The organism is Pseudomonas sp. NPDC089918, from assembly GCF_050280605.1.
Lineage (GTDB): Bacteria > Pseudomonadota > Gammaproteobacteria > Pseudomonadales > Pseudomonadaceae > Aquipseudomonas.
This window is the reverse complement of sequence record NZ_JBNNVP010000068.1, coordinates 1-18,902: the sequence shown is the minus strand read 5'-3', so window position 1 is coordinate 18,902 and position 18,902 is coordinate 1. Positions and strand designations below refer to the sequence as shown.

Sequence of the window (18,902 nt, the reverse complement as noted above, 5' to 3'; positions counted from 1 at the left end):
CAGTATGAATCACCCAGTCGCCGATGGGCACGATCAACCCGGTCTCTTCGGCCTGCGGAATGAATTTGATTGGAGACACCATGCCGAGCTCGGGACGCTGCTACAACTTCGGGATGCGCCGCTTTCATCATTGCTCCGACAGGTATTGCTGATATTCCGGCGTACCGGGATAGAGTCGTTTTAATTGCAGGCCAAAACTGGCGGCCTTGTCGCGATCTTCGAACACTTTTGCCAACCGAACGCCGAGCAATAGACTACGTGCATTTTGCTCGGTGAGCAGGCTAAAACGGTCGTAATAGTCACGCGCGGGCACATAATGCCTGTCTTCGTAAGACAACTCAGCCATTTCCAGCAATGCACGTGGCTGTTGGCGATTCAGACGCAGGGCTTTTTCCAGTTGCTGGCGGGCCAGATCACGCTGGCCAAGCTTTGAAGCGGTCATGCCCAGGTTTTCGAAAACCCGTGAACGCTCAGGATACAAAGTATCGGCGGCGGCCTGTTCGAAGTGTTCGTACGCCTCTTTGTAACGTTTCTCTTCGAAAAGAAAACTGCCGTAGTTATTCAGGATTCGCGCATCGGCGGGACGAGAAGACAGCGCCTTGCGAAAATGCTGATCGGCCAGTTCCGGCTCCATCTCAGCCTGGAACACCAGCCCCAGAGCCGCGTTGGCATCAGGATCCGAGCTATCCAGGTCCAAGGCCTTCTTCAACGGGACTTTGGCGCGCTCGGTCATGCCTTGCTGCAGATAACCCAGGCCCAGCTGCACGTAGGCGGCACGCGCCTCATCACGGCCCTTGCTGGTCTTCATCGGGTTGAAATCGCCCGACAGGACACAACCAGCACAGAGACTGGCCAACAGCACAAGCAGCGCGAAGCGCAGGGACATAGAGATCCTCTCTTAATTATTGTTCGCAGCGTTTGTTGCGATATCGTTTTCGGCGCTCAACTCGCGCACGGCGATATAACGTTCGCTGCGACGGGTGCGATCCAGCACCTGCCCTACCAATTGGCCACACGCGGCATCGATGTCTTCACCGCGGGTGGTGCGTACGGTGACATTGAAGCCTGCATGGTGAAGCTGATCCTGAAACCGGCGAATCGCGTTGTTGCTTGGGCGCTCGTAACCGGAATGCGGGAACGGGTTGAACGGAATCAGGTTGATCTTGCACGGGATGTTCTTGAGCAGCTCGATCATCTCAACGGCGTGTTCAACCTTGTCGTTGATGTCCTTAAGCAAGGTGTACTCGATGGTCAGCACGCGCTTTTCGCCCAGGGACGACATGTAGCGCTGGCACGACTCGAGCAGCATCTTAAGCGGATATTTCTTGTTGATCGGCACCAATTGGTTACGCAATGCGTCGTTTGGTGCGTGCAGCGACAACGCCAGGGACACGTCGATGTGCTTGGACAGCTCATCGATCATCGGCACCACGCCCGAAGTGGACAGGGTCACGCGGCGCTTGGAGATCCCGTAGCCCAGGTCATCCATCATCAGATGCATGGCGGCCACGACGTTGTCGAAGTTCAGCAGCGGCTCACCCATGCCCATCATCACCACGTTGGTGATGGCACGGTCGGCGGTCGCCGGGATGCTGCCGAACGATTTATTGGCAATCCACACCTGACCGATCACTTCGGCGGCGGTGAGGTTGCTGTTGAAACCTTGCTTGCCGGTGGAGCAGAAACTGCAATCCAGGGCACAGCCTGCCTGGGACGAAACGCACAGAGTGCCGCGTTTGCCCTGGGGAATGTACACGGTCTCGACGCAGCTCCCGGACGCCACGCGCACCACCCACTTACGGGTGCCATCGGTGGAGATGTCCTCGCTGACCACTTCGGGGCCGCGGACTTCAGCAATGGCCTTGAGCTTGTCGCGCAAGGCCTTGCTGACGTTCGTCATGGCGTCGAAATCATCAACGCCAAGATGGTGAATCCATTTCATTACCTGACCGGCACGGAAACGCTTCTCCCCGATTGAGTCGAAGAATTTTTCCATTTCCTGTTGAGTCAGACCCAGCAGGTTGGTTTTTACAGTCGATGTAGTCATGGATTCACCTTCACTCTTAAGCCAATGCTTAGCGAGTGGTTACTTCAGTAGCTGCGAAGAAGTACGAGATTTCGCGAGCAGCAGCGGCTTCGGAGTCCGAACCGTGTACAGCGTTGGCGTCGATGGAATCAGCGAAGTCAGCGCGGATGGTGCCGGCAGCAGCTTCTTTAGGGTTGGTAGCGCCCATCAGCTCACGGTTCAGAGCGATAGCGTTTTCGCCTTCCAGAACCTGAACGACAACCGGACCGGAGATCATGAAAGCAACCAGGTCGCCGAAGAAACCACGAGCGCTGTGCTCAGCGTAGAAGCCTTCAGCTTCAGCTTTGGACAGTTGCTTCAGTTTCGAAGCTACAACGCGCAGGCCAGCTTTTTCGAAACGAGTGGTGATCTCGCCGATAACGTTTTTTGCAACAGCGTCAGGCTTGATGATGGAGAAAGTACGTTGAACAGCCATGGTGTAACTCCAGAAACGGTAATTTGCGAAAAATTAAACCCGCGAATTATACGCGGGTTCTTTGGTATTGCCTAACTGCGTACGGTGCAGAATCAGTCTGCTTCTTCGATCCAGGCAGCCTGAATGGCTTCAAGCACCTTCTCGCCACCGCGGGTCGGATCATCACTGAACTCCGGCAATGCCAGCACCCATTGGTGCAGATCGACGAAGTTCACATAACGCGGATCCACTTCCGGCCTGGACTCAGCCAGCTGGATCGCGATTTCAAGCACATCAACCCATTTCAGACTCATGTCGGTTCCTTGAATCAGTGCGGCGCTTCGGCTGCATGGTTGAGCGAATATTTCGGAATTTCGATGGTCAGGTCTTCTGTCCCGACGATCGCCTGACAGGCTAGACGAGATTGCGCTTCCAGACCCCACGCCCGATCAAGAAAGTCTTCTTCCAGCTCATCAGCCTCTTCCAGCGAATCGAAACCTTCGCGAACGATGCAGTGGCAGGTAGTGCAGGCGCAGACGCCGCCACAGGCGCTTTCCATCTCGATATGATGTTCATGGGCCAGTTCGAGAATGGAAATACCGGGTTCAGCCTCTACAACCATGCCTTCCGGGCAGAACTTCTCGTGTGGCAGAAAAATGACCTGCGGCATCAGTTATCCTCGATTTCATTCAGATTGCGCCCCGCCAGAGCGGCTTTCACCGTAGAGTCCAGGCGGCGGGCAGCAAAGGCATCGGTCACCTGCGACAGACGCTTGGTCTGCTGCTCGATGGCGTAACCATCGGTGCCTTTCATCAATTCGGTCAGTTCCTGCATCTGCAATTCGATGACCATGCGCTCTTCGGCGTCAAGCAGGCGTTCGCCGTCAACCTCCAGAGCGCCCTGCACCGCCTCGATCAGGCGCTGGGCATCGACTTGCTGCTCACGCAATACGCGGGCGACTTTGTCATCGTTGGCATGCTGGAACGAATCCTTGAGCATCTTGGCGATTTCGCCGTCGGTCAGGCCGTAAGACGGCTTGACCTGAATGCTGGCTTCGACGCCCGAACCCAATTCGCGAGCCGAGACACTGAGCAGACCATCGGCGTCGACCTGGAAGGTCACGCGAATCTTCGCCGCGCCAGCCACCATCGCCGGAATACCACGCAATTCGAAGCGTGCCAGGGAGCGGCAGTCGCTGATCAACTCGCGCTCACCCTGCAATACGTGGATCGCCATGGCCGACTGGCCATCTTTATAAGTGGTGAAGTCCTGAGCCCGGGCGACGGGGATGGTGGTGTTGCGCGGAATCACCTTCTCCATCAGACCACCCATGGTTTCCAGCCCCAGGGACAACGGAATCACGTCGAGCAACAGCAGTTCGCCGCCATCACGCTTGTTGCCGGCCAGGGTATCGGCCTGGATCGCGGCACCGATGGCGACGACTTGATCCGGATCGATTTCGGTCAGCGGCTCGCGACCGAAGGCCTGCGCAACAGCTTCGCGGACGCGAGGCACACGCGTCGAGCCGCCGACCATGACCACAGCGTGTACGTCTTCCAGCTCGATACCGGAATCACGCACCGCGCGACGGCAGGCTTTCAAGCTGCGAGCAACCATCGGCTCGATCAACGCATTGAAGGCGTCTCGGGTCAGCTCGGCCTTCCAGTCGCCATAAGCGACTTCGACGGACGAGCAATTGGTCAGGGCTTCTTTGGCTGCGCACGCGGTTTGCAGCAGATTACGTTGCGTACCCGGATCGAGGTCGGCCGACAGACCGGCGCTCTCGATGATCCAGCCAGCGATAGCATGGTCAAAGTCATCGCCACCCAGGGCGCTGTCGCCGCCGGTGGCCAGCACTTCAAACACACCGCCGGTCAGGCGCAGAATCGAAATATCGAACGTACCGCCGCCCAGGTCATAAATCGCGACCAAGCCTTCGGCGTGCTGATCCAGACCGTAGGCGACAGCGGCGGCGGTTGGCTCATTGAGCAGACGCAGCACGTTCAGACCGGCCAGCTTGGCCGCATCCTTGGTGGCTTGACGCTGAGCATCATCGAAATAGGCCGGAACGGTGATCACCGCGCCAACCAGCTCGCCACCCAAGGTCGCTTCAGCGCGCTGACGCAGCACCTTGAGGATATCGGCGGAGACTTCGACCGGGCTTTTCGGACCTTGCACCGTGTCGATGAACGGCATATGCGACTCGCCGTCGACAAACCGGTACGGCAGCTGATCGCCCAATTGCTTGACGTCGGACAAACCACGACCCATCAAGCGCTTGACCGACAGCACAGTATTCAAAGGATCGGACGCAGCGGCCAGTTTGGCCGACTCGCCGACTTCGACGCGATCGGCGTGATAGCGCACGGCAGACGGCAGGATGACCTGCCCTTGCGCGTCGGCCAGAGGCTCGGAAAGACCACTGCGCAACGCAGCGACCAGCGAATTGGTAGTGCCCAAGTCGATCCCCACAGCCAGACGACGCTGGTGCGGTTGAGGACTTTGGCCGGGTTCGGCGATCTGCAGTAGGGCCATCGTGATCAGGACTTATCTGTATATCAGGCGTGCGACCGGAGCGGCACTGGGTTAATCGTCGAGGCGCTCTTCTAACTGGCGCACTTCGTAGGTGAGCTTGTCGAGGAACTGCATGCGCCGCATCAGGCGTTCGGCCTGTTCACGTTGCGCTGCATCATCCCAACAGGCTGCGAAGCTTTCGTTCAGTTCATCCTGCGCGCTCTTCAAGCGACGCTTGAACACTGCAACACCCGCCAGGTCGGCGCTGTCTTGCAGGTCTTCGAGCTCTTCACGCAACTCCATCTGCTGCAGAAGAAACTCCGGATCATGCACCGTGACCTCCAGCGGCAGCTCGCGACCACCCATGGCGAGCAGGTATCGCGCGCGTTTGGGGGGACTTTTGAGCGTCTGGTAGGCCTCGTTGAGGCTCGCGGATTGCTCGAGCGCCAGCCGCTGCTCACGCTCGGAAGCGTCAGCAAAGCGGTCCGGATGAACACCGCGCGCCAACTCACGGTAGCGCGTGGCCAACTGATCGAGATCCAGACGGAAGCTCGGTTTCAGCTCAAATAAAGCGAAATGACAAGGAGTACCCACGCGCAGCCTCAGATGTTGAAGCTTTCGCCGCAGCCACATTCACCGCGCACGTTGGGGTTGTTGAACTTGAAGCCTTCGTTCAACCCTTCCTTGACGAAATCGAGTTCGGTGCCGTCCAGGTAGGCCAGGCTTTTCGGGTCGATGATCACTTTCTCGCCGTGACTTTCGAACACCTGATCCTCTGCAACCACCTCGTCGACAAACTCCAGCACGTAGGCAAGGCCGGAACAGCCTGTGGTGCGAACACCCAGACGAATCCCTTCACCTTTGCCGCGCCCGTTGAGGGAGCGTCGCACGTGTTGAGCAGCCGCTTCTGTCATGCTGATAGCCATCGGTGACTCCTTACTCGTCGCCAAATCTTGAAAGTCAGATCAAGCCTTTCTTCTGCTTGTAGTCGCGAACGGCCGCTTTGATAGCGTCTTCAGCAAGTACGGAGCAGTGAATTTTTACTGGCGGCAGGGCCAGTTCTTCGGCCAGCTGAGTGTTCTTGATGGTCTCTGCTTCATCCAGAGTCTTGCCTTTCATCCACTCGGTCGCCAGGGAGCTGGAGGCGATCGCCGAACCGCAACCGTAAGTCTTGAACTTGGCGTCTTCGATGATGCCTTGTTCGTTGACCTTGATCTGCAGGCGCATCACGTCGCCGCACGCCGGAGCGCCGACCATGCCGGTGCCGACATCAGGATCTTCCGCGTCCATCTTGCCGACGTTGCGCGGGTTCTCGTAGTGGTCGATGACCTTTTCGCTGTAAGCCATGATTCTTAATCCTCACTCATCAGGAGTCGCTCTTGAAGCCCTGCCAATCGTGGATTAGCAGAGCCCGGTTGCGGCGACTTGAATATCAGTGCGCCGCCCACTCGATTTTCGAAATGTCGACGCCATCTTTGTACATGTCCCACAGCGGCGAGAGAGTGCGCAGCTTGGTAACGGCCTCGCAGACTTTCTGCGCGGCGTAGTCGATTTCTTCTTCGGTGGTGAAACGGCCGAAGGTGAAGCGAATCGAGCTGTGCGCCAGTTCGTCGTTGCGGCCCAGGGCGCGCAGTACGTACGAAGGCTCAAGCGACGCCGAGGTGCAGGCCGAACCGGACGAAACCGCCAGATCCTTGAGCGCCATGATCAGCGATTCGCCTTCAACGTAGTTGAAGCTCAGGTTCAGGTTGTGCGGTACGCGGGCGGTCATGCTGCCGTTGACGTACAGCTCTTCCAGGCCTTCGACCTGCTTGAAGAAGCGGTCGCTCAGGGCTTTGATACGGACGTTCTCGGCGGCCATGTCTTCCTTGGCCACACGGAAAGCTTCGCCCATGCCAACGATCTGGTGGGTCGCCAGGGTGCCGGAACGCATGCCGCGCTCATGACCGCCGCCGTGCATGGTCGCTTCGATGCGAACACGCGGCTTGCGGCTGACGTACAGTGCGCCGATGCCTTTAGGGCCGTAGGTTTTGTGGGCAGAGAACGACATCATGTCGACTTTCAGTTTCGACAGGTCGATCTCGACCTTGCCGGTGGACTGAGCGGCGTCGACGTGGAACAGAATGCCCTTGGAGCGGCACAGTTCGCCGATGGCAGCGATGTCGTTGATGGTGCCGATTTCGTTGTTCACGTGCATGACCGAGACCAGGATGGTGTCGTCACGCAGGGCAGCTTCGATCATTTCCGGAGTCACCAGACCATCTTCGCGAGGGTCGAGGTAGGTCACTTCGAAACCTTCACGCTCCAGTTGGCGCATGGTGTCGAGGACAGCCTTGTGCTCAATCTTGGTGGTGATCAGGTGCTTGCCTTTGGTGGAGTAGAAATGCGCCGCACCCTTGATTGCCAGGTTGTCGGACTCGGTGGCACCGGAGGTCCAGACGATTTCACGCGGGTCGGCGTTAACCAGGTCTGCGACCTGACGGCGAGCGTTCTCGACGGACTCTTCAGCTTTCCAGCCGAACACGTGGGAACGGGACGCCGGGTTACCGAAGTTTCCGTCGACCAGCAGGCATTCACTCATCTTTTGCGCGACACGTGGATCAACCGGGGTCGTCGCAGAGTAATCAAGGTAAATCGGCAATTTCATGGACTATCTCCTAAATCAGGCTGGCTGGCGTGCCGCTAGCTCTTTGGCTGTCATTCGACGGCGGACGCTTCAATCTTGTCCAGGCGTGGCGCCTTGCTGTTGCAACGACGCTGGTCCTGACGCTGGGCTACTTCTTGCACCTCACGACGAGTTACAAGGTCAGCCAAGCTGATACCGCTCAGAAATTCGTGAATCTGCAGGCTCAGATCGCACCACAAGTGGTGGGTCAGACAGGTGTCGCCTTGATGGCAATCACCTTGGCCCTGGCATTTGGTTGCATCGACCGATTCGTTGACCGCATCGATCACCTGGGCGACCTGGATGCCCTGCATGTCGCGGGACAGCTGGTAGCCGCCGCCCGGACCGCGAACACTGGACACCAGATTGCTGCGGCGCAATTTGGCAAAAAGCTGCTCGAGGTAGGACAGGGAGATGCCTTGGCGCTCGGAGATATCGGCCAGGGACACCGGCCCGTGCTGCGCATGCAACGCCAGGTCAAGCATGGCGGTCACGGCGTATCGGCCTTTTGTAGTCAGTCGCATGGACAATTACCACGGAATTCGGAATGGGGCGAGTATGCAATTCCCGAGTATTTAAGTCAACTATAAGACCTAGTGCTTTACTCAGGTTTACCCGCAAAAGAGCGCGCGCATCATAGCAAAGGCTGGCGGTGCACAGCCAGCAGTACCGAGTTATCGTTCATCACGGGCAAGCCCGCGATGAAGTTGACTCGGTTTAGCCGGCCTGGCTCTGATCCTTATCCTTCACACAGGCAAAGTCTTCTTCGCGCAGTTCAGGCAGATCTTTCGCACAGTAATTGCTACCCAGGTCCTTCAGCGCCCCGCACATCCCTTCAAGTCGACCGTCTACAGCCTGCAGATGATCGAGCAACTGGTTAATGGCTCGAGCCACCGGGTCCGGCATGTCTTCGCCGACACCGTAGGCGTCGAAACCGATCTTCTCGGCCATGGCCTTGCGCTTGGCGTCCTGCTCTTCATCGGACTTGACGATGATCCGCCCCGGAATCCCCACCACCGTTGCCCCGGGCGGAACCGCCTTGGTGACCACGGCATTGGAACCCACCTTGGCCCCGGCACCCACCGTAAACGGGCCGAGCACCTTGGCGCCCGCCCCGACCACCACGCCGTCTTCCAGGGTCGGGTGACGCTTGCCCTTGTTCCAGCTGGTGCCGCCAAGGGTCACGCCTTGATACAGGGTGACATCGTTGCCGATCTCGGCAGTCTCACCGATAACGATGCCCATGCCGTGGTCAATAAAGAAACGACGACCGACCTTGGCACCCGGATGAATCTCGATTCCGGTCAACCAGCGACCGAAGTTCGACACCAGACGCGCCAGCCATTTCCAGCCCATACCCCACAACGCCGACGACAGGCGATGGATCCAGATGGCGTGCATGCCCGGGTAGCACGTCAGAACCTCAAAAGCATTACGCGCCGCCGGGTCACGATGGAAAACACTTTGGATATCTTCACGCAAACGCTCGAACATCATTAATCCTTCCGCTTTAGAAGCTCGCCACGGGCCGCTTTCTGGGTTTCCGTGAGGATGCCACGCAATATATTCATTTCCGCCCGGCTGACCGAGCTGCGTCCGTACAACCGGCGCAGACGCGCCATCAAGTGCCGTGGTTTTTCCGGGTCGAGGAATTCGATGGCCACCAGCGTTTGCTCCAGGTGCTCATAGAATCGCTCCAGCTCATCCATGGTCGCCAGCTCACCACTTTTGGTGGACGCCACTTCTTCCTTCTCGACCTTGCTCGGCTGACCTGCAGCCGCCAACCAGGACATACGCACTTCATAGCTCAACACCTGCACCGCCGCCCCAAGGTTCAGCGAACTGAACTCAGGGTCTGATGGGATGTGCACGTGATAATGACATCGCTGCAGCTCTTCGTTGGTCAGGCCGGAATCTTCACGACCGAACACCAACGCGATCTCGGCGCCCTGACCCGCCTCCTCTACCACCTTCACACCGCATTCGCGGGGATCGAGCAACGGCCAGGGAATGCGACGATCACGAGCACTGGTGCCGAGCACCAGATTGCAGCCGACCAAGGCATCTTCCAGGGTGGCGACGACTTGAGCATTTTCAAGGATGTCACCGGCGCCGGACGCACGCGCATCGGCCTCGTGGTGCGGGAACAACCGCGGTTCGACCAGCACCAGCCGCGACAGGCCCATGTTCTTCATGGCACGCGCAGCCCCGCCGATATTGCCGGGGTGACTGGTATTGACCAGGACGACACGAATGTTTTGCAGCAAGGGAGGCGCTCTCGAACACTTTAATGGGGAGCAGAATCTTACAGCTCAACCTACCGTTAAGCTATGAAAGCGAACACTGACCTTCACCTGTAGAAAAGTTCTGATAGAATGCCCGGCTTTCTTTAACAACCTTAGGTGACACATCCATGCAGCCCATGCTGAATATCGCGCTGCGCGCCGCCCGCAGCGCCAGTGAATTGATTTTCCGCTCCATCGAGCGCCTGGATACCATCAAGGTCGACGAAAAAGACGCCAAGGATTATGTATCCGAGGTGGATCGCGCCGCCGAACAGAAAATCATCGATGCACTGCGCAAGGCTTACCCTAATCACTCGATCATGGGTGAAGAAACCGGCATGCACGCCGGTAGCGGCATCGAAGGCGAAGAGTACCTGTGGATCATCGATCCACTGGACGGCACCACCAACTTCCTGCGCGGCATTCCTCACTTCGCTGTCAGCATTGCCTGCAAATACCGCGGTCGCCTGGAGCACGCTGTTGTTCTGGATCCGGTTCGCCAGGAAGAATTCACCGCCAGCCGTGGTCGCGGCGCCCAACTGAACGGTCGCCGTCTGCGCGTCAGCGGTCGCACCAGCCTGGACGGCGCCCTGCTGGGTACCGGCTTCCCGTTCCGCGACGACCAGATGGACAACCTCGACAACTACCTGGGCATGTTCCGCGCCCTGGTTGGCCAGACCGCCGGCATCCGCCGCGCCGGCTCGGCGAGCCTGGACCTGGCCTATGTGGCCGCCGGCCGTTTCGATGCGTTCTGGGAGTCGGGCCTGTCCGAGTGGGACATGGCTGCAGGCGCCCTGCTGATCCAGGAAGCCGGCGGCTTGGTGAGCGACTTCACCGGCGGTCACGACTTCCTTGAGAAAGGCCACATCGTCGCCGGCAACACCAAGTGCTTCAAGGCAGTACTGACGGCGATCCAGCCGCACCTGCCAGCTTCGCTGAAGCGCTAAGCGCCCACGCTCAAAAAGCCGTAGCACTTCAAGCAAACGCCCCGACCTGTTCGGGGCGTTTTCTTTTGTGCGAAAAAAGTCTTCTCCCTTAACGCCGCGATCCCTGTGGGAGCGGGCTTGCCCGCGAAGACGACGCACCAGGCAACATCAATGTCGACTGATATACCCTCTTCGCGAGCAAGCCCGCCCCCACAGGTTCCGCACATTAGCCGACCTTTATATGCAGCCATAACGAAAAATGCCCCGTATCTTTCGATACGAGGCATTTTCTTGAAGAGCCAACCTGAACAGGCTGGCTCTTGCGCATCGGAAGCTGGACTTAAGCCAGTTTTTCCTTGATGCGAGCTGCTTTACCGGACAGGTCACGCAGGTAGTACAGCTTGGCTTTACGTACGTCACCGCGACGTTTAACGGCCATGCTGTCGATTTGCGGGCTGTAGGTCTGGAAAGTACGCTCTACGCCAACACCGTTGGAGATTTTACGAACAGTGAAAGCACTGTTTACGCCGCGGTTACGCTTGGCGATAACTACGCCTTCGAACGCTTGCAGACGCGAACGATCGCCTTCCTTCACTTTCACCTGAACGACAATGGTGTCGCCCGGGGCAAAGGTAGGGATCTCTTTGGTCATCTGCTCTGCTTCGAGTGCAAGGATGATTTTGTTAGTCATGCTGTGCTCCTAAGGTAAATCGTCGGATCTACCATCGATACGTTGTTAACTATCGTCCCGCTCGCGGATGTATTCCTCGAGCAGCTTCTTCTCTTCTCCAGAAAGCGAGCGGCTTTCCAGAAGATCGGCGCGTCGTTCAAAGGTCCTACCAAGGGACTGCTGTAAACGCCAACGCCGGATGTGCGCGTGATTGCCACTTAGCAATACGTCGGGAACACGCTGATCCGCATACACCTCCGGTCGGGTGTAGTGCGGGCAATCCAGCAAACCATCCGTAAAGGAATCTTCCTCGGCGGAGTCCGCATGCCCTAAAGCTCCAGGCAGCAGTCGTGTAACCGCATCGATCAGGACCATCGCCGGCAGCTCGCCGCCAGACAGTACATAGTCGCCAATCGACCACTCTTCATCGACATGAGCATCTATAAAACGCTCGTCAATGCCTTCATAGCGGCCGGCAATCAGGATCAATGCATCCAGATTCGCCAACTCGCGTACCGCCGACTGAGTCAGTTGACGGCCTTGGGGGGACAGGTAAATTACCTTCGCCGCCTCCCCGGCTGCTGCCTTGGCCTGAACCAGAGCATCTTCCAGGGGCTTGATCTTCATCACCATGCCCGGACCACCGCCAAATGGGCGATCATCCACCGTGTGATGTCGATCCGTCGTGTAGTCTCGCGGATTCCAACAGGTGAGCTGCAACAGCCCCTGTTTCACCGCCCGACTGGTGATGCCGTACTCGCTGATGGCGGAGAACATCTCGGGAAACAAACTGATCACTTCTACGCGCAGGTTAGCCACGTTTAGAAGTCCGCATCCCATTCCACCTTCATCTCGCCTGCGGCAAGGTCGACAGCCAACACGCATTGCTCCGTATAGGGCAACAGGCGTTCGCGATCATCCAGGCTACCAGCGCAAGGCTTGACCACCATTACATCATTGGCGCCGGTTTCCAGAAGATGATCGATTTTCCCGAGCAGTTGCCCGAGTTGATCAATAACCTTCAGACCTTCCAGCTGGTACCAGTAGTACTCGCCGTCGGTCAATTCAGGGAACAGGTTGCGCGGCACACAGATCTCATAACCAGCCAGAAGACGCGCTTCTTCACGATCATCAAGACCCTTGAGCTTTGCGACCAGGAACTTGTCGCTCCCACGTCCGCTGACCAGCTCAACCTGCTTCACATTGCCTTCGCGCTTGAGCGTCCAGGTTTTGTACTGCAACAGGTTTTCAGTCGGATCAGTAAAGGAATACACCTTCACTTCGCCGCGAACGCCATGAACAGAATAAATTTTGCCAATAACGATCAAATCATCAGCAACAGCTGGCGTCGCGTTCATATTGCTCAGGCCGCAGCCTTAGCAGATTCCTTCAACAACTGAGCAACGCGCTCAGAAGGTTGTGCACCAACGCTCAGCCAGTAGGCTACGCGCTCTTGGTTCACGGACAGACGAACTTCTTGACCACGAGCAACAGGGTTGAAGAAACCAACCTGTTCCTTGTGCGAACCGTCGCGCGGGTTGCGGCTGTCGGTTACGGTCAAGTGGTAAAACGGGCGCTTTTTGGAGCCGCCAAGGGCAAGACGGATTGTTAGCATGTGAACATCGTTCCTGTAGTCGGTGCTGCAAATCTAAAGGCACAGCGGGCATAGGTGCCCGAAAGGCCGCATATTCTAAGGAATATCCGGACTTTTGCAAATGTCTTTTTCCGGCGGCCTATCGGTCGCCATCCAGATTTGCTATAGAGCCGTCGTTGAAAACGGCCAGTCAGCTCCCGCCAAGTGCGGGTTTGCTGGAGATCCCACTTCCATGTGGGCAGCGCCGACATGACTGCCGGCGCGAATCTTTTACATTTTCGGCATGCCGCCGCCGGGCAACATACCGCCCATGCCGCGCATCATTTTGGCCATTCCGCCTTTTGCGGAGAATTTCTTCATCATCTTCTGCATCTGCTTGTGCTGCTTGATCAAGCGACCGATGTCCTGCACCTGAGTGCCGGAACCCATGGCTATCCGGCGCTTGCGCGAACCGCTGATCAGCTCAGGGTCGCGGCGCTCGGCCGGGGTCATGGAGTTGATGATGGCTTCCATCTGCTTGAACTGTTTCTCTGCCGCGCCCTGGGCGTTGCCCATTTGCGCCAGATTCACGCCGCCCATGTTCGGCAGTTTGTCCATGAGGCCGCCGAGGCCGCCCATGTTTTTCATCTGTTGAAGCTGATCGCGGAAGTCTTCGAGGTCGAAGCCCTTGCCCTTCTTCAGCTTCTTGGCCAGTTTATCGGCCTTGTCTTTGTCGAGGGTCTGTTCGGCCTGCTCGATCAGGCTGAGCACGTCGCCCATGCCGAGGATGCGCGAAGCAATACGCTCAGGGTGGAACGGCTCGAGCGCTTCGCTCTTCTCGCCCATACCGATGAACTTGATCGGCTTGCCGGTGATGGCACGTACCGACAACGCGGCACCGCCACGGGCATCGCCGTCGACCTTGGTCAGGATCACACCGGTCAGCGGCAGCGCATCGCCGAAAGCCTTCGCCGTGTTGGCGGCGTCCTGGCCGGTCATGGCATCGACCACGAACAGGGTTTCAACCGGGTTGATCGCGGCATGCAGCGCCTTGATCTCGCCCATCATCTCTTCGTCGATGTGCAGACGACCGGCGGTATCGACGATAACCACGTCAATGAATTTCAGTTTTGCTTCTTTAATTGCAGCTTGCGCGATGTCGACCGGCTTCTGGCTCAGGTCGGACGGGAAGAAGGTAACGCCAACTTCACCCGCGAGCATTTCAAGCTGCTTGATCGCCGCCGGACGGTAAACGTCCGCGGACACAACCATGACCGACTTCTTCTTGCGCTCTTTAAGGAAGCGCGCCAGTTTGCCGGCGGTGGTGGTTTTACCCGCCCCCTGCAGACCGGCCATCAACACGACGGCAGGAGGAACGGCGCTCAGGTTCAGGTCTTCGTTGGCCGCGCCCATCAGGCTTTCGAGTTCGGCCTGGACGATTTTCACGAAGGCCTGGCCCGGCGTCAGGCTGCGTGACACCTCGGTGCCGACAGCGCGTTCCTTGACCGAATTGACGAAGTCTTTGACCACCGGCAAGGCGACGTCGGCTTCGAGCAGCGCCATGCGCACTTCGCGCAGGGTGTCTTTGATGTTGTCTTCGGTCAGTTTGGCTTTGCCGGTGACATGGCGCAGCGTCTGCGAGAGACGGTCGGTTAAGTTTTCAAACATTGCGCGATCCTTTCAGGCCCTGTGTAGACCGGGATAATGGCGGCCCAGACCGGAATAAACATGTGCTCGGCGAGCCTGCGGCGTGGGCAGGTCGCGGATTATAGCGAAGACTGCGTCTGGCGGACACCTCGCCGTCAGGTTGCATGGTCTTTCGTGCTATGGGGGTTCTATGCCAAACTCAGCGCCTTTCGGGCTTGCCTAACAGGATTTATGCTCCCCTTGTCACCCAGTTTGCTTACCACCCTCGCCGCCGCCTGCTTATATGCCGCTGCGACCCTCTATCAAGGCACTCGTCTGGCCACCGGCGCCAAGGCGAACAAGCGCCTGCTGGTCACGCTCGGTGTGCTGGCCGTGCTGGCTCACAGCGTCAGCCTGATCACCTATCTGCTGACACCGATCGGCCTGGCCCTGGACTTTTTCAGCGCCGCCAGCCTGATTGCCGCAGCGGTCATCGCCCTGACCCTGCTGGCCTGTTCGCGGATTCCGGTGGAAAACCTGCTGCTATTGCTGTTCCCGCTGGGCGCCGCCACCGTGGTGCTGGCACAGTTCGCCCCCGCCGGTACGGTGCAGATCATTGACGAAGCGCCAGGCATCCTCGCCCACATCCTCTTGTCGATCCTCGCTTACGGCATGTTCACCATTGCCGTGTTCCAGTCTTTGCTGCTGCTGGTTCAGGACCATCAGCTCAAACACAAGCATCCATCCGGGCTGATCAAGAACTTCCCGCCGCTGCAAACCATGGAAAGCCTGCTGTTTGGTTTCCTGTGGGCCGGCTGGAGCCTGCTTTCGTTGTCGCTGATCTCCGGCTGGCTGTTCGTCGAGAACCTGTTCGCCCAGCACCTGGTGCATAAAACCTTGCTGGCGTGCCTGGCCTGGATCGTGTTCAGCGTGCTGCTTTGGGGACGTAACCGCCTCGGCTGGCGCGGACACAAAGCCATCCGCTGGACCCTTGCCGGTTTTTGCCTGCTGATGCTGGCGTACTTCGGCAGCAAGCTGGTCCGCGAATACATTCTGCATATCTGACGGGCGGCATTAATGGACGACTTGCCCATAGGGCCGATGCTCGCGGTGCTGGCCCTGCTGATTTTATGGTCGGGGCTGTTTACCGCCATCGAAATTGCACAACAGCAGCTGCTGGCCCAGCGCACGGCCTCGCGTTCGAGCGACAAACCCGTGGCGAAGCTGAGTTTCCCGCTCAACAGCCTGATCCTCTGCAACACACTGTGCCGCGCGCTGGTAGTGGTCATCAGCACCTTGCTGGCGATTTTCACCTGGGCGCAAAACGGTGTATGGATTGCCTGCCTCGGTGCCAGTGCGGTGCTGCTGGTGTTCGCCGACTACCTGCCGCGCACCCTTGCCGTGCGCTATCCCGATGCCGTCCTGAGCCTGGGCAACACACTGCTCGGCATACCCTTGAAGATCGTCTACCCGGCTGCCTGGCTGCTCAATGCCATCAGCCAACTGCTGATGCGACCATTCGCCCGCAAAATCAATGTGGTGCAACAAAGCGAAGACGAGGCGCCAGCAGATCGGCATGACGATCACGAACACGCCGCCAGTCGCCCGCATTCGCTGTCAGGTATCCATGCGCTGGATAACATCACGGTCAACGATATTCTGGTGCCGCGCAGTGACGTCGACGGAATCAATCTGGACGATTCCCTCGAAGAAATCATCGAACAACTGCGCCATAACAGACGCACTCGCCTGCCGGTATTTCACAGCGACATCAATCAGGTCGAAGCGGTGCTCAACACCCGACAGATCCGTCATTTACTACCGGATTCAAGCCTGACCCGGGAAGCGTTGCTGGCCGCCAGTCACGAACCGTACTTCGTACCGGAAAGCACCCCGCTGCAACTGCAATTGCTAAACTTTCACAAGCAGCAGCGGCGTTTGGGCATGGTGGTCGACGAGTACGGCGAAGTGCTGGGCATCGTGACCCTGGAAGACATTCTCGAAGAAATCGTCGGTGAATTCGAAAGCCAGCACAGCCTGGATAATCCGCACATCCATCCGCAGGCCGATGGGCGTTTGGTCATCGAGGGCGCGGCGTCGATTCGTGAATTGAACAAGAGCCTTGGCTGGCATCTGCCCAGTGATGGTCCGAAAACCCTCAACGGGTTGGTGACCGAGGCGCTGGAAACGATTCCGGAGAGTGCGGTTTGCCTGAAGATCGGGCGTTATCGGCTGGAGATTCTGGAGACGGAAGACAATCGCGTCACGCGCGTGTTGATTTGGCATACCAGTTCAGTGCCTGCCCTTTCCAAAATCTGACAGCCCCCCCCGTAGCTAGGGGCTTGCCTGTGGCGAGGGAGCTTGCTCCCGCTGGACTGCGAAGCAGGCCCGATCACAGACAGCGCGATTAGCCTGAAAGAATGCATTCAGCCGTTTGCGGCCGCTACGCGCCCGAGCGGGAGCAAGCTACCTCGCCACAAAAGCCATCGCATCCTCCAAGCCGCTTGTTGAATCATTAGCCGCCTTCCTATAATCGAGCCGCTTACCCAGCCCCGCCATACCCCGTGCTACCCGCACTCTGCGTTAAACCCACATCCCTGGGTATTCGACCATAATAATTCGCTCCACTGGGGCCCATGACTGTCAGGGATTACCGCATGACGACCAGCACAACGTTCAGCGACACCACGCCTGTCCAACCAACCAACTCCGCCACCCGAGTAGCCACCGCGAGTTTCATCGGCACGGCCATCGAGTTCTACGACTTCTACGTCTATGCCACTGCGGCAGCGCTGGTGATCGGTCCGGTGTTCTTTCCGCAGACCTCCGGTACCGCCCAAATGCTGTCGGCGTTCCTCACCTTCGGTATCGCCTTCCTTGCGCGACCACTGGGTTCGGCGCTGTTCGGCCACTTCGGTGACCGCATCGGGCGTAAATCGACACTGGTCGCCTCCCTGCTGCTGATGGGCGTGTGCACCACGTTGATCGGCGTGCTGCCGGGTTACGACAGCATTGGCGCCTGGGCGCCCATCCTGCTTTGCGTGCTGCGCTTCGGCCAAGGCCTGGGGCTGGGCGGTGAATGGGGCGGTGCCGCATTGCTGGCCACGGAGAACGCGCCCAAAGGCAAGCGCGCCTGGTACGGCATGTTTCCGCAACTCGGCCCATCGATCGGATTTCTGGCGGCCAACGGCCTGTTCCTGACCCTGGCCATGAGCCTCAACGACGAGCAGTTCCGTTCGTGGGGCTGGCGGATTCCGTTCCTGCTCAGTGCCGCGCTGGTGATGGTGGGCCTGTATGTACGCCTCAAGCTCCACGAAACCCCGGTATTCGCCAATGCCATGGCTCGTCAGGAACGGGTGAAGATCCCGCTGGTCGAGCTGTTCAGCCAATACTGGGCGCCGATGCTGCTGGGTGCCGGCTCGATGGTGGTGTGTTACGCGCTGTTCTACATCTCGACAGTGTTTTCGCTGAGCTATGGTGTTTCGACGCTCGGCTACACCCGCGAAACCTTCCTCGGCCTGCTGTGTTTCGCGGTGCTGTTCATGGCGGCCGCGACACCGCTGTCGGCCTGGGCCAGTGATCGTTTCGGGCGCAAACCGGTGCTGATCATCGGCGGCGTGCTGGCGATTCTGTCCGGATTCCTGATGGAACCGCTGCTGACCCAAGGCTCGACCTGGGGTGTGGCGCTGTTCCTGTGCATCGAACTGTTTCTGATGGGCGTGACGTTTGCGCCGATGGGCGCGCTGCTGCCGGAGCTGTTCCCGACCCACGTGCGCTATACCGGCGCGTCGGCGGCCTACAATCTGGGCGGCATTGTCGGAGCCTCAGCGGCGCCGTTCTTTGCGCAAAAACTAGTGGCGATGGGCGGTTTGAGTTATGTCGGCGGGTATGTGTCGGGGGCGGCAGTACTCAGTCTGATTGCTGTGCTGTGCCTGAAGGAAACGCGGCATAACGATTTGAATCGGGTTGCCTGATAAAACGCCATCGCGGGCAAGCCCGCTCCCACAGGATTTTCAGGTGTACACAAAATTTGTGATCAACTGAAAACCCTGTGGGAGCGGGCTTGCTCGGGTAGAAACCGGAGACATCCTTTACGTTTTAAACCGGAGACATCGTTTACAGGTATGAAATACGGTCAGGAGGTGCCTGACCATGCCCTGGAA

The 18,902-nt window shown here is 58.4% G+C and carries 22 protein-coding genes and 1 pseudogene; 4 read left to right on the top strand and 19 right to left on the bottom strand.

Annotated elements, in window-relative coordinates:
• The 14 genes and pseudogenes from ACQKPC_RS28815 to trmJ form a co-directional block, all read right to left on the bottom strand.
• Positions 1-100 (bottom strand): annotated as a pseudogene (locus ACQKPC_RS28815) (hypothetical protein); the annotation flags it as partial.
• A 27-nt stretch (positions 101-127) separates the two neighbouring features.
• Positions 128-886, bottom strand: coding sequence for a type IV pilus biogenesis/stability protein PilW (pilW, locus tag ACQKPC_RS28810; RefSeq protein ID WP_427628009.1), 759 nt, complete (start codon positions 884-886; stop codon positions 128-130).
• Positions 887-898: 12 nt separating this feature from the next.
• The gene (rlmN, locus tag ACQKPC_RS28805) at positions 899-2,047 is read right to left on the bottom strand and encodes a 23S rRNA (adenine(2503)-C(2))-methyltransferase RlmN (RefSeq protein ID WP_007903600.1); all 1,149 of its coding nucleotides are present in this window, start codon (positions 2,045-2,047) and stop codon (positions 899-901) included.
• Between the two features lie 28 nt (positions 2,048-2,075).
• Positions 2,076-2,501 carry a nucleoside-diphosphate kinase gene (gene ndk / locus ACQKPC_RS28800; RefSeq protein ID WP_007916882.1) on the bottom strand — a complete coding sequence of 142 codons (426 nt, stop codon included), beginning with the start codon at positions 2,499-2,501 and terminating at the stop codon, positions 2,076-2,078.
• 92 nt (positions 2,502-2,593) lie between these two features.
• Entirely contained in the window at positions 2,594-2,794 is a 201-nt protein-coding gene (gene iscX, locus ACQKPC_RS28795; protein ID WP_007903597.1) for a Fe-S cluster assembly protein IscX, read from the bottom strand.
• 14 nt (positions 2,795-2,808) lie between these two features.
• Complete coding sequence (gene fdx / locus ACQKPC_RS28790) at positions 2,809-3,150, bottom strand: ISC system 2Fe-2S type ferredoxin (RefSeq protein WP_007903596.1); 342 nt, start codon at positions 3,148-3,150, stop codon at positions 2,809-2,811.
• Positions 3,150-5,015 (bottom strand): Fe-S protein assembly chaperone HscA, encoded by a 1,866-nt coding sequence (gene hscA / locus ACQKPC_RS28785; protein WP_218398953.1) that lies wholly within the window; start codon positions 5,013-5,015, stop codon positions 3,150-3,152. Before hscA ends, fdx begins: the two co-directional genes overlap by 1 nt.
• 51 nt (positions 5,016-5,066) lie before the next feature.
• Positions 5,067-5,588 (bottom strand): co-chaperone HscB, encoded by a 522-nt coding sequence (gene hscB / locus ACQKPC_RS28780; RefSeq protein ID WP_007903590.1) that lies wholly within the window; start codon positions 5,586-5,588, stop codon positions 5,067-5,069.
• An 8-nt stretch (positions 5,589-5,596) separates the two neighbouring features.
• On the bottom strand, positions 5,597-5,920 hold the full coding sequence (gene iscA / locus ACQKPC_RS28775; RefSeq protein WP_007903589.1) for an iron-sulfur cluster assembly protein IscA: 324 nt from the start codon (positions 5,918-5,920) through the stop codon (positions 5,597-5,599).
• Between the two features lie 34 nt (positions 5,921-5,954).
• Positions 5,955-6,341 (bottom strand): Fe-S cluster assembly scaffold IscU, encoded by a 387-nt coding sequence (gene iscU / locus ACQKPC_RS28770; protein ID WP_003443374.1) that lies wholly within the window; start codon positions 6,339-6,341, stop codon positions 5,955-5,957.
• Positions 6,342-6,426: 85 nt separating this feature from the next.
• Positions 6,427-7,641 (bottom strand): IscS subfamily cysteine desulfurase, encoded by a 1,215-nt coding sequence (locus tag ACQKPC_RS28765; protein WP_427628005.1) that lies wholly within the window; start codon positions 7,639-7,641, stop codon positions 6,427-6,429.
• A 50-nt stretch (positions 7,642-7,691) separates the two neighbouring features.
• Complete coding sequence (iscR, locus tag ACQKPC_RS28760; protein ID WP_007903581.1) at positions 7,692-8,183, bottom strand: Fe-S cluster assembly transcriptional regulator IscR; 492 nt, start codon at positions 8,181-8,183, stop codon at positions 7,692-7,694.
• A 193-nt stretch (positions 8,184-8,376) separates the two neighbouring features.
• Positions 8,377-9,153 (bottom strand): serine O-acetyltransferase, encoded by a 777-nt coding sequence (cysE, locus tag ACQKPC_RS28755; protein WP_008014724.1) that lies wholly within the window; start codon positions 9,151-9,153, stop codon positions 8,377-8,379.
• Between the two features lie 2 nt (positions 9,154-9,155).
• Entirely contained in the window at positions 9,156-9,926 is a 771-nt protein-coding gene (trmJ, locus tag ACQKPC_RS28750; RefSeq protein WP_007903572.1) for a tRNA (cytosine(32)/uridine(32)-2'-O)-methyltransferase TrmJ, read from the bottom strand.
• A 146-nt stretch (positions 9,927-10,072) separates the two neighbouring features.
• Here trmJ and suhB point away from each other — a divergent pair, with 146 nt between their 5' ends.
• Positions 10,073-10,891 carry an inositol-phosphate phosphatase gene (gene suhB, locus ACQKPC_RS28745; RefSeq protein ID WP_008070994.1) on the top strand — a complete coding sequence of 273 codons (819 nt, stop codon included), beginning with the start codon at positions 10,073-10,075 and terminating at the stop codon, positions 10,889-10,891.
• Positions 10,892-11,210: 319 nt separating this feature from the next.
• On the opposite strand, the gene rplS is transcribed toward suhB, so the two are convergent.
• The 5 genes from rplS to ffh all read right to left on the bottom strand — a co-directional run bounded on the left by rplS (position 11,211) and on the right by ffh (position 14,781).
• Positions 11,211-11,561 (bottom strand): 50S ribosomal protein L19, encoded by a 351-nt coding sequence (rplS, locus tag ACQKPC_RS28740; protein ID WP_003175895.1) that lies wholly within the window; start codon positions 11,559-11,561, stop codon positions 11,211-11,213.
• A 45-nt stretch (positions 11,562-11,606) separates the two neighbouring features.
• Positions 11,607-12,380: a tRNA (guanosine(37)-N1)-methyltransferase TrmD gene (gene trmD / locus ACQKPC_RS28735; protein ID WP_173667518.1), complete on the bottom strand. Its 774-nt coding sequence runs from the start codon at positions 12,378-12,380 to the stop codon at positions 11,607-11,609.
• On the bottom strand, positions 12,362-12,898 hold the full coding sequence (rimM, locus tag ACQKPC_RS28730; protein ID WP_046053340.1) for a ribosome maturation factor RimM: 537 nt from the start codon (positions 12,896-12,898) through the stop codon (positions 12,362-12,364). The genes trmD and rimM overlap by 19 nt, the downstream gene beginning before the upstream one ends.
• Before the next feature lie 5 nt (positions 12,899-12,903).
• On the bottom strand, positions 12,904-13,155 hold the full coding sequence (gene rpsP / locus ACQKPC_RS28725; protein WP_003198088.1) for a 30S ribosomal protein S16: 252 nt from the start codon (positions 13,153-13,155) through the stop codon (positions 12,904-12,906).
• A 249-nt stretch (positions 13,156-13,404) separates the two neighbouring features.
• Positions 13,405-14,781 (bottom strand): signal recognition particle protein, encoded by a 1,377-nt coding sequence (gene ffh, locus ACQKPC_RS28720; RefSeq protein WP_008071004.1) that lies wholly within the window; start codon positions 14,779-14,781, stop codon positions 13,405-13,407.
• 210 nt (positions 14,782-14,991) lie between these two features.
• On the opposite strand from ffh, the gene ACQKPC_RS28715 reads away from it, so the two are divergent.
• The 3 genes from ACQKPC_RS28715 (at position 14,992) to ACQKPC_RS28705 (ending at position 18,713) form a co-directional block, all read left to right on the top strand.
• The gene (locus ACQKPC_RS28715; protein WP_032830310.1) at positions 14,992-15,804 is read left to right on the top strand and encodes a cytochrome C assembly family protein; all 813 of its coding nucleotides are present in this window, start codon (positions 14,992-14,994) and stop codon (positions 15,802-15,804) included.
• A gap of 12 nt (positions 15,805-15,816) precedes the next feature.
• Positions 15,817-17,058 carry an HlyC/CorC family transporter gene (locus tag ACQKPC_RS28710; protein ID WP_427628001.1) on the top strand — a complete coding sequence of 414 codons (1,242 nt, stop codon included), beginning with the start codon at positions 15,817-15,819 and terminating at the stop codon, positions 17,056-17,058.
• A 338-nt stretch (positions 17,059-17,396) separates the two neighbouring features.
• Positions 17,397-18,713 (top strand): MFS transporter, encoded by a 1,317-nt coding sequence (locus ACQKPC_RS28705; protein ID WP_427627999.1) that lies wholly within the window; start codon positions 17,397-17,399, stop codon positions 18,711-18,713.
• Positions 18,714-18,902 lie beyond the last annotated feature (189 nt).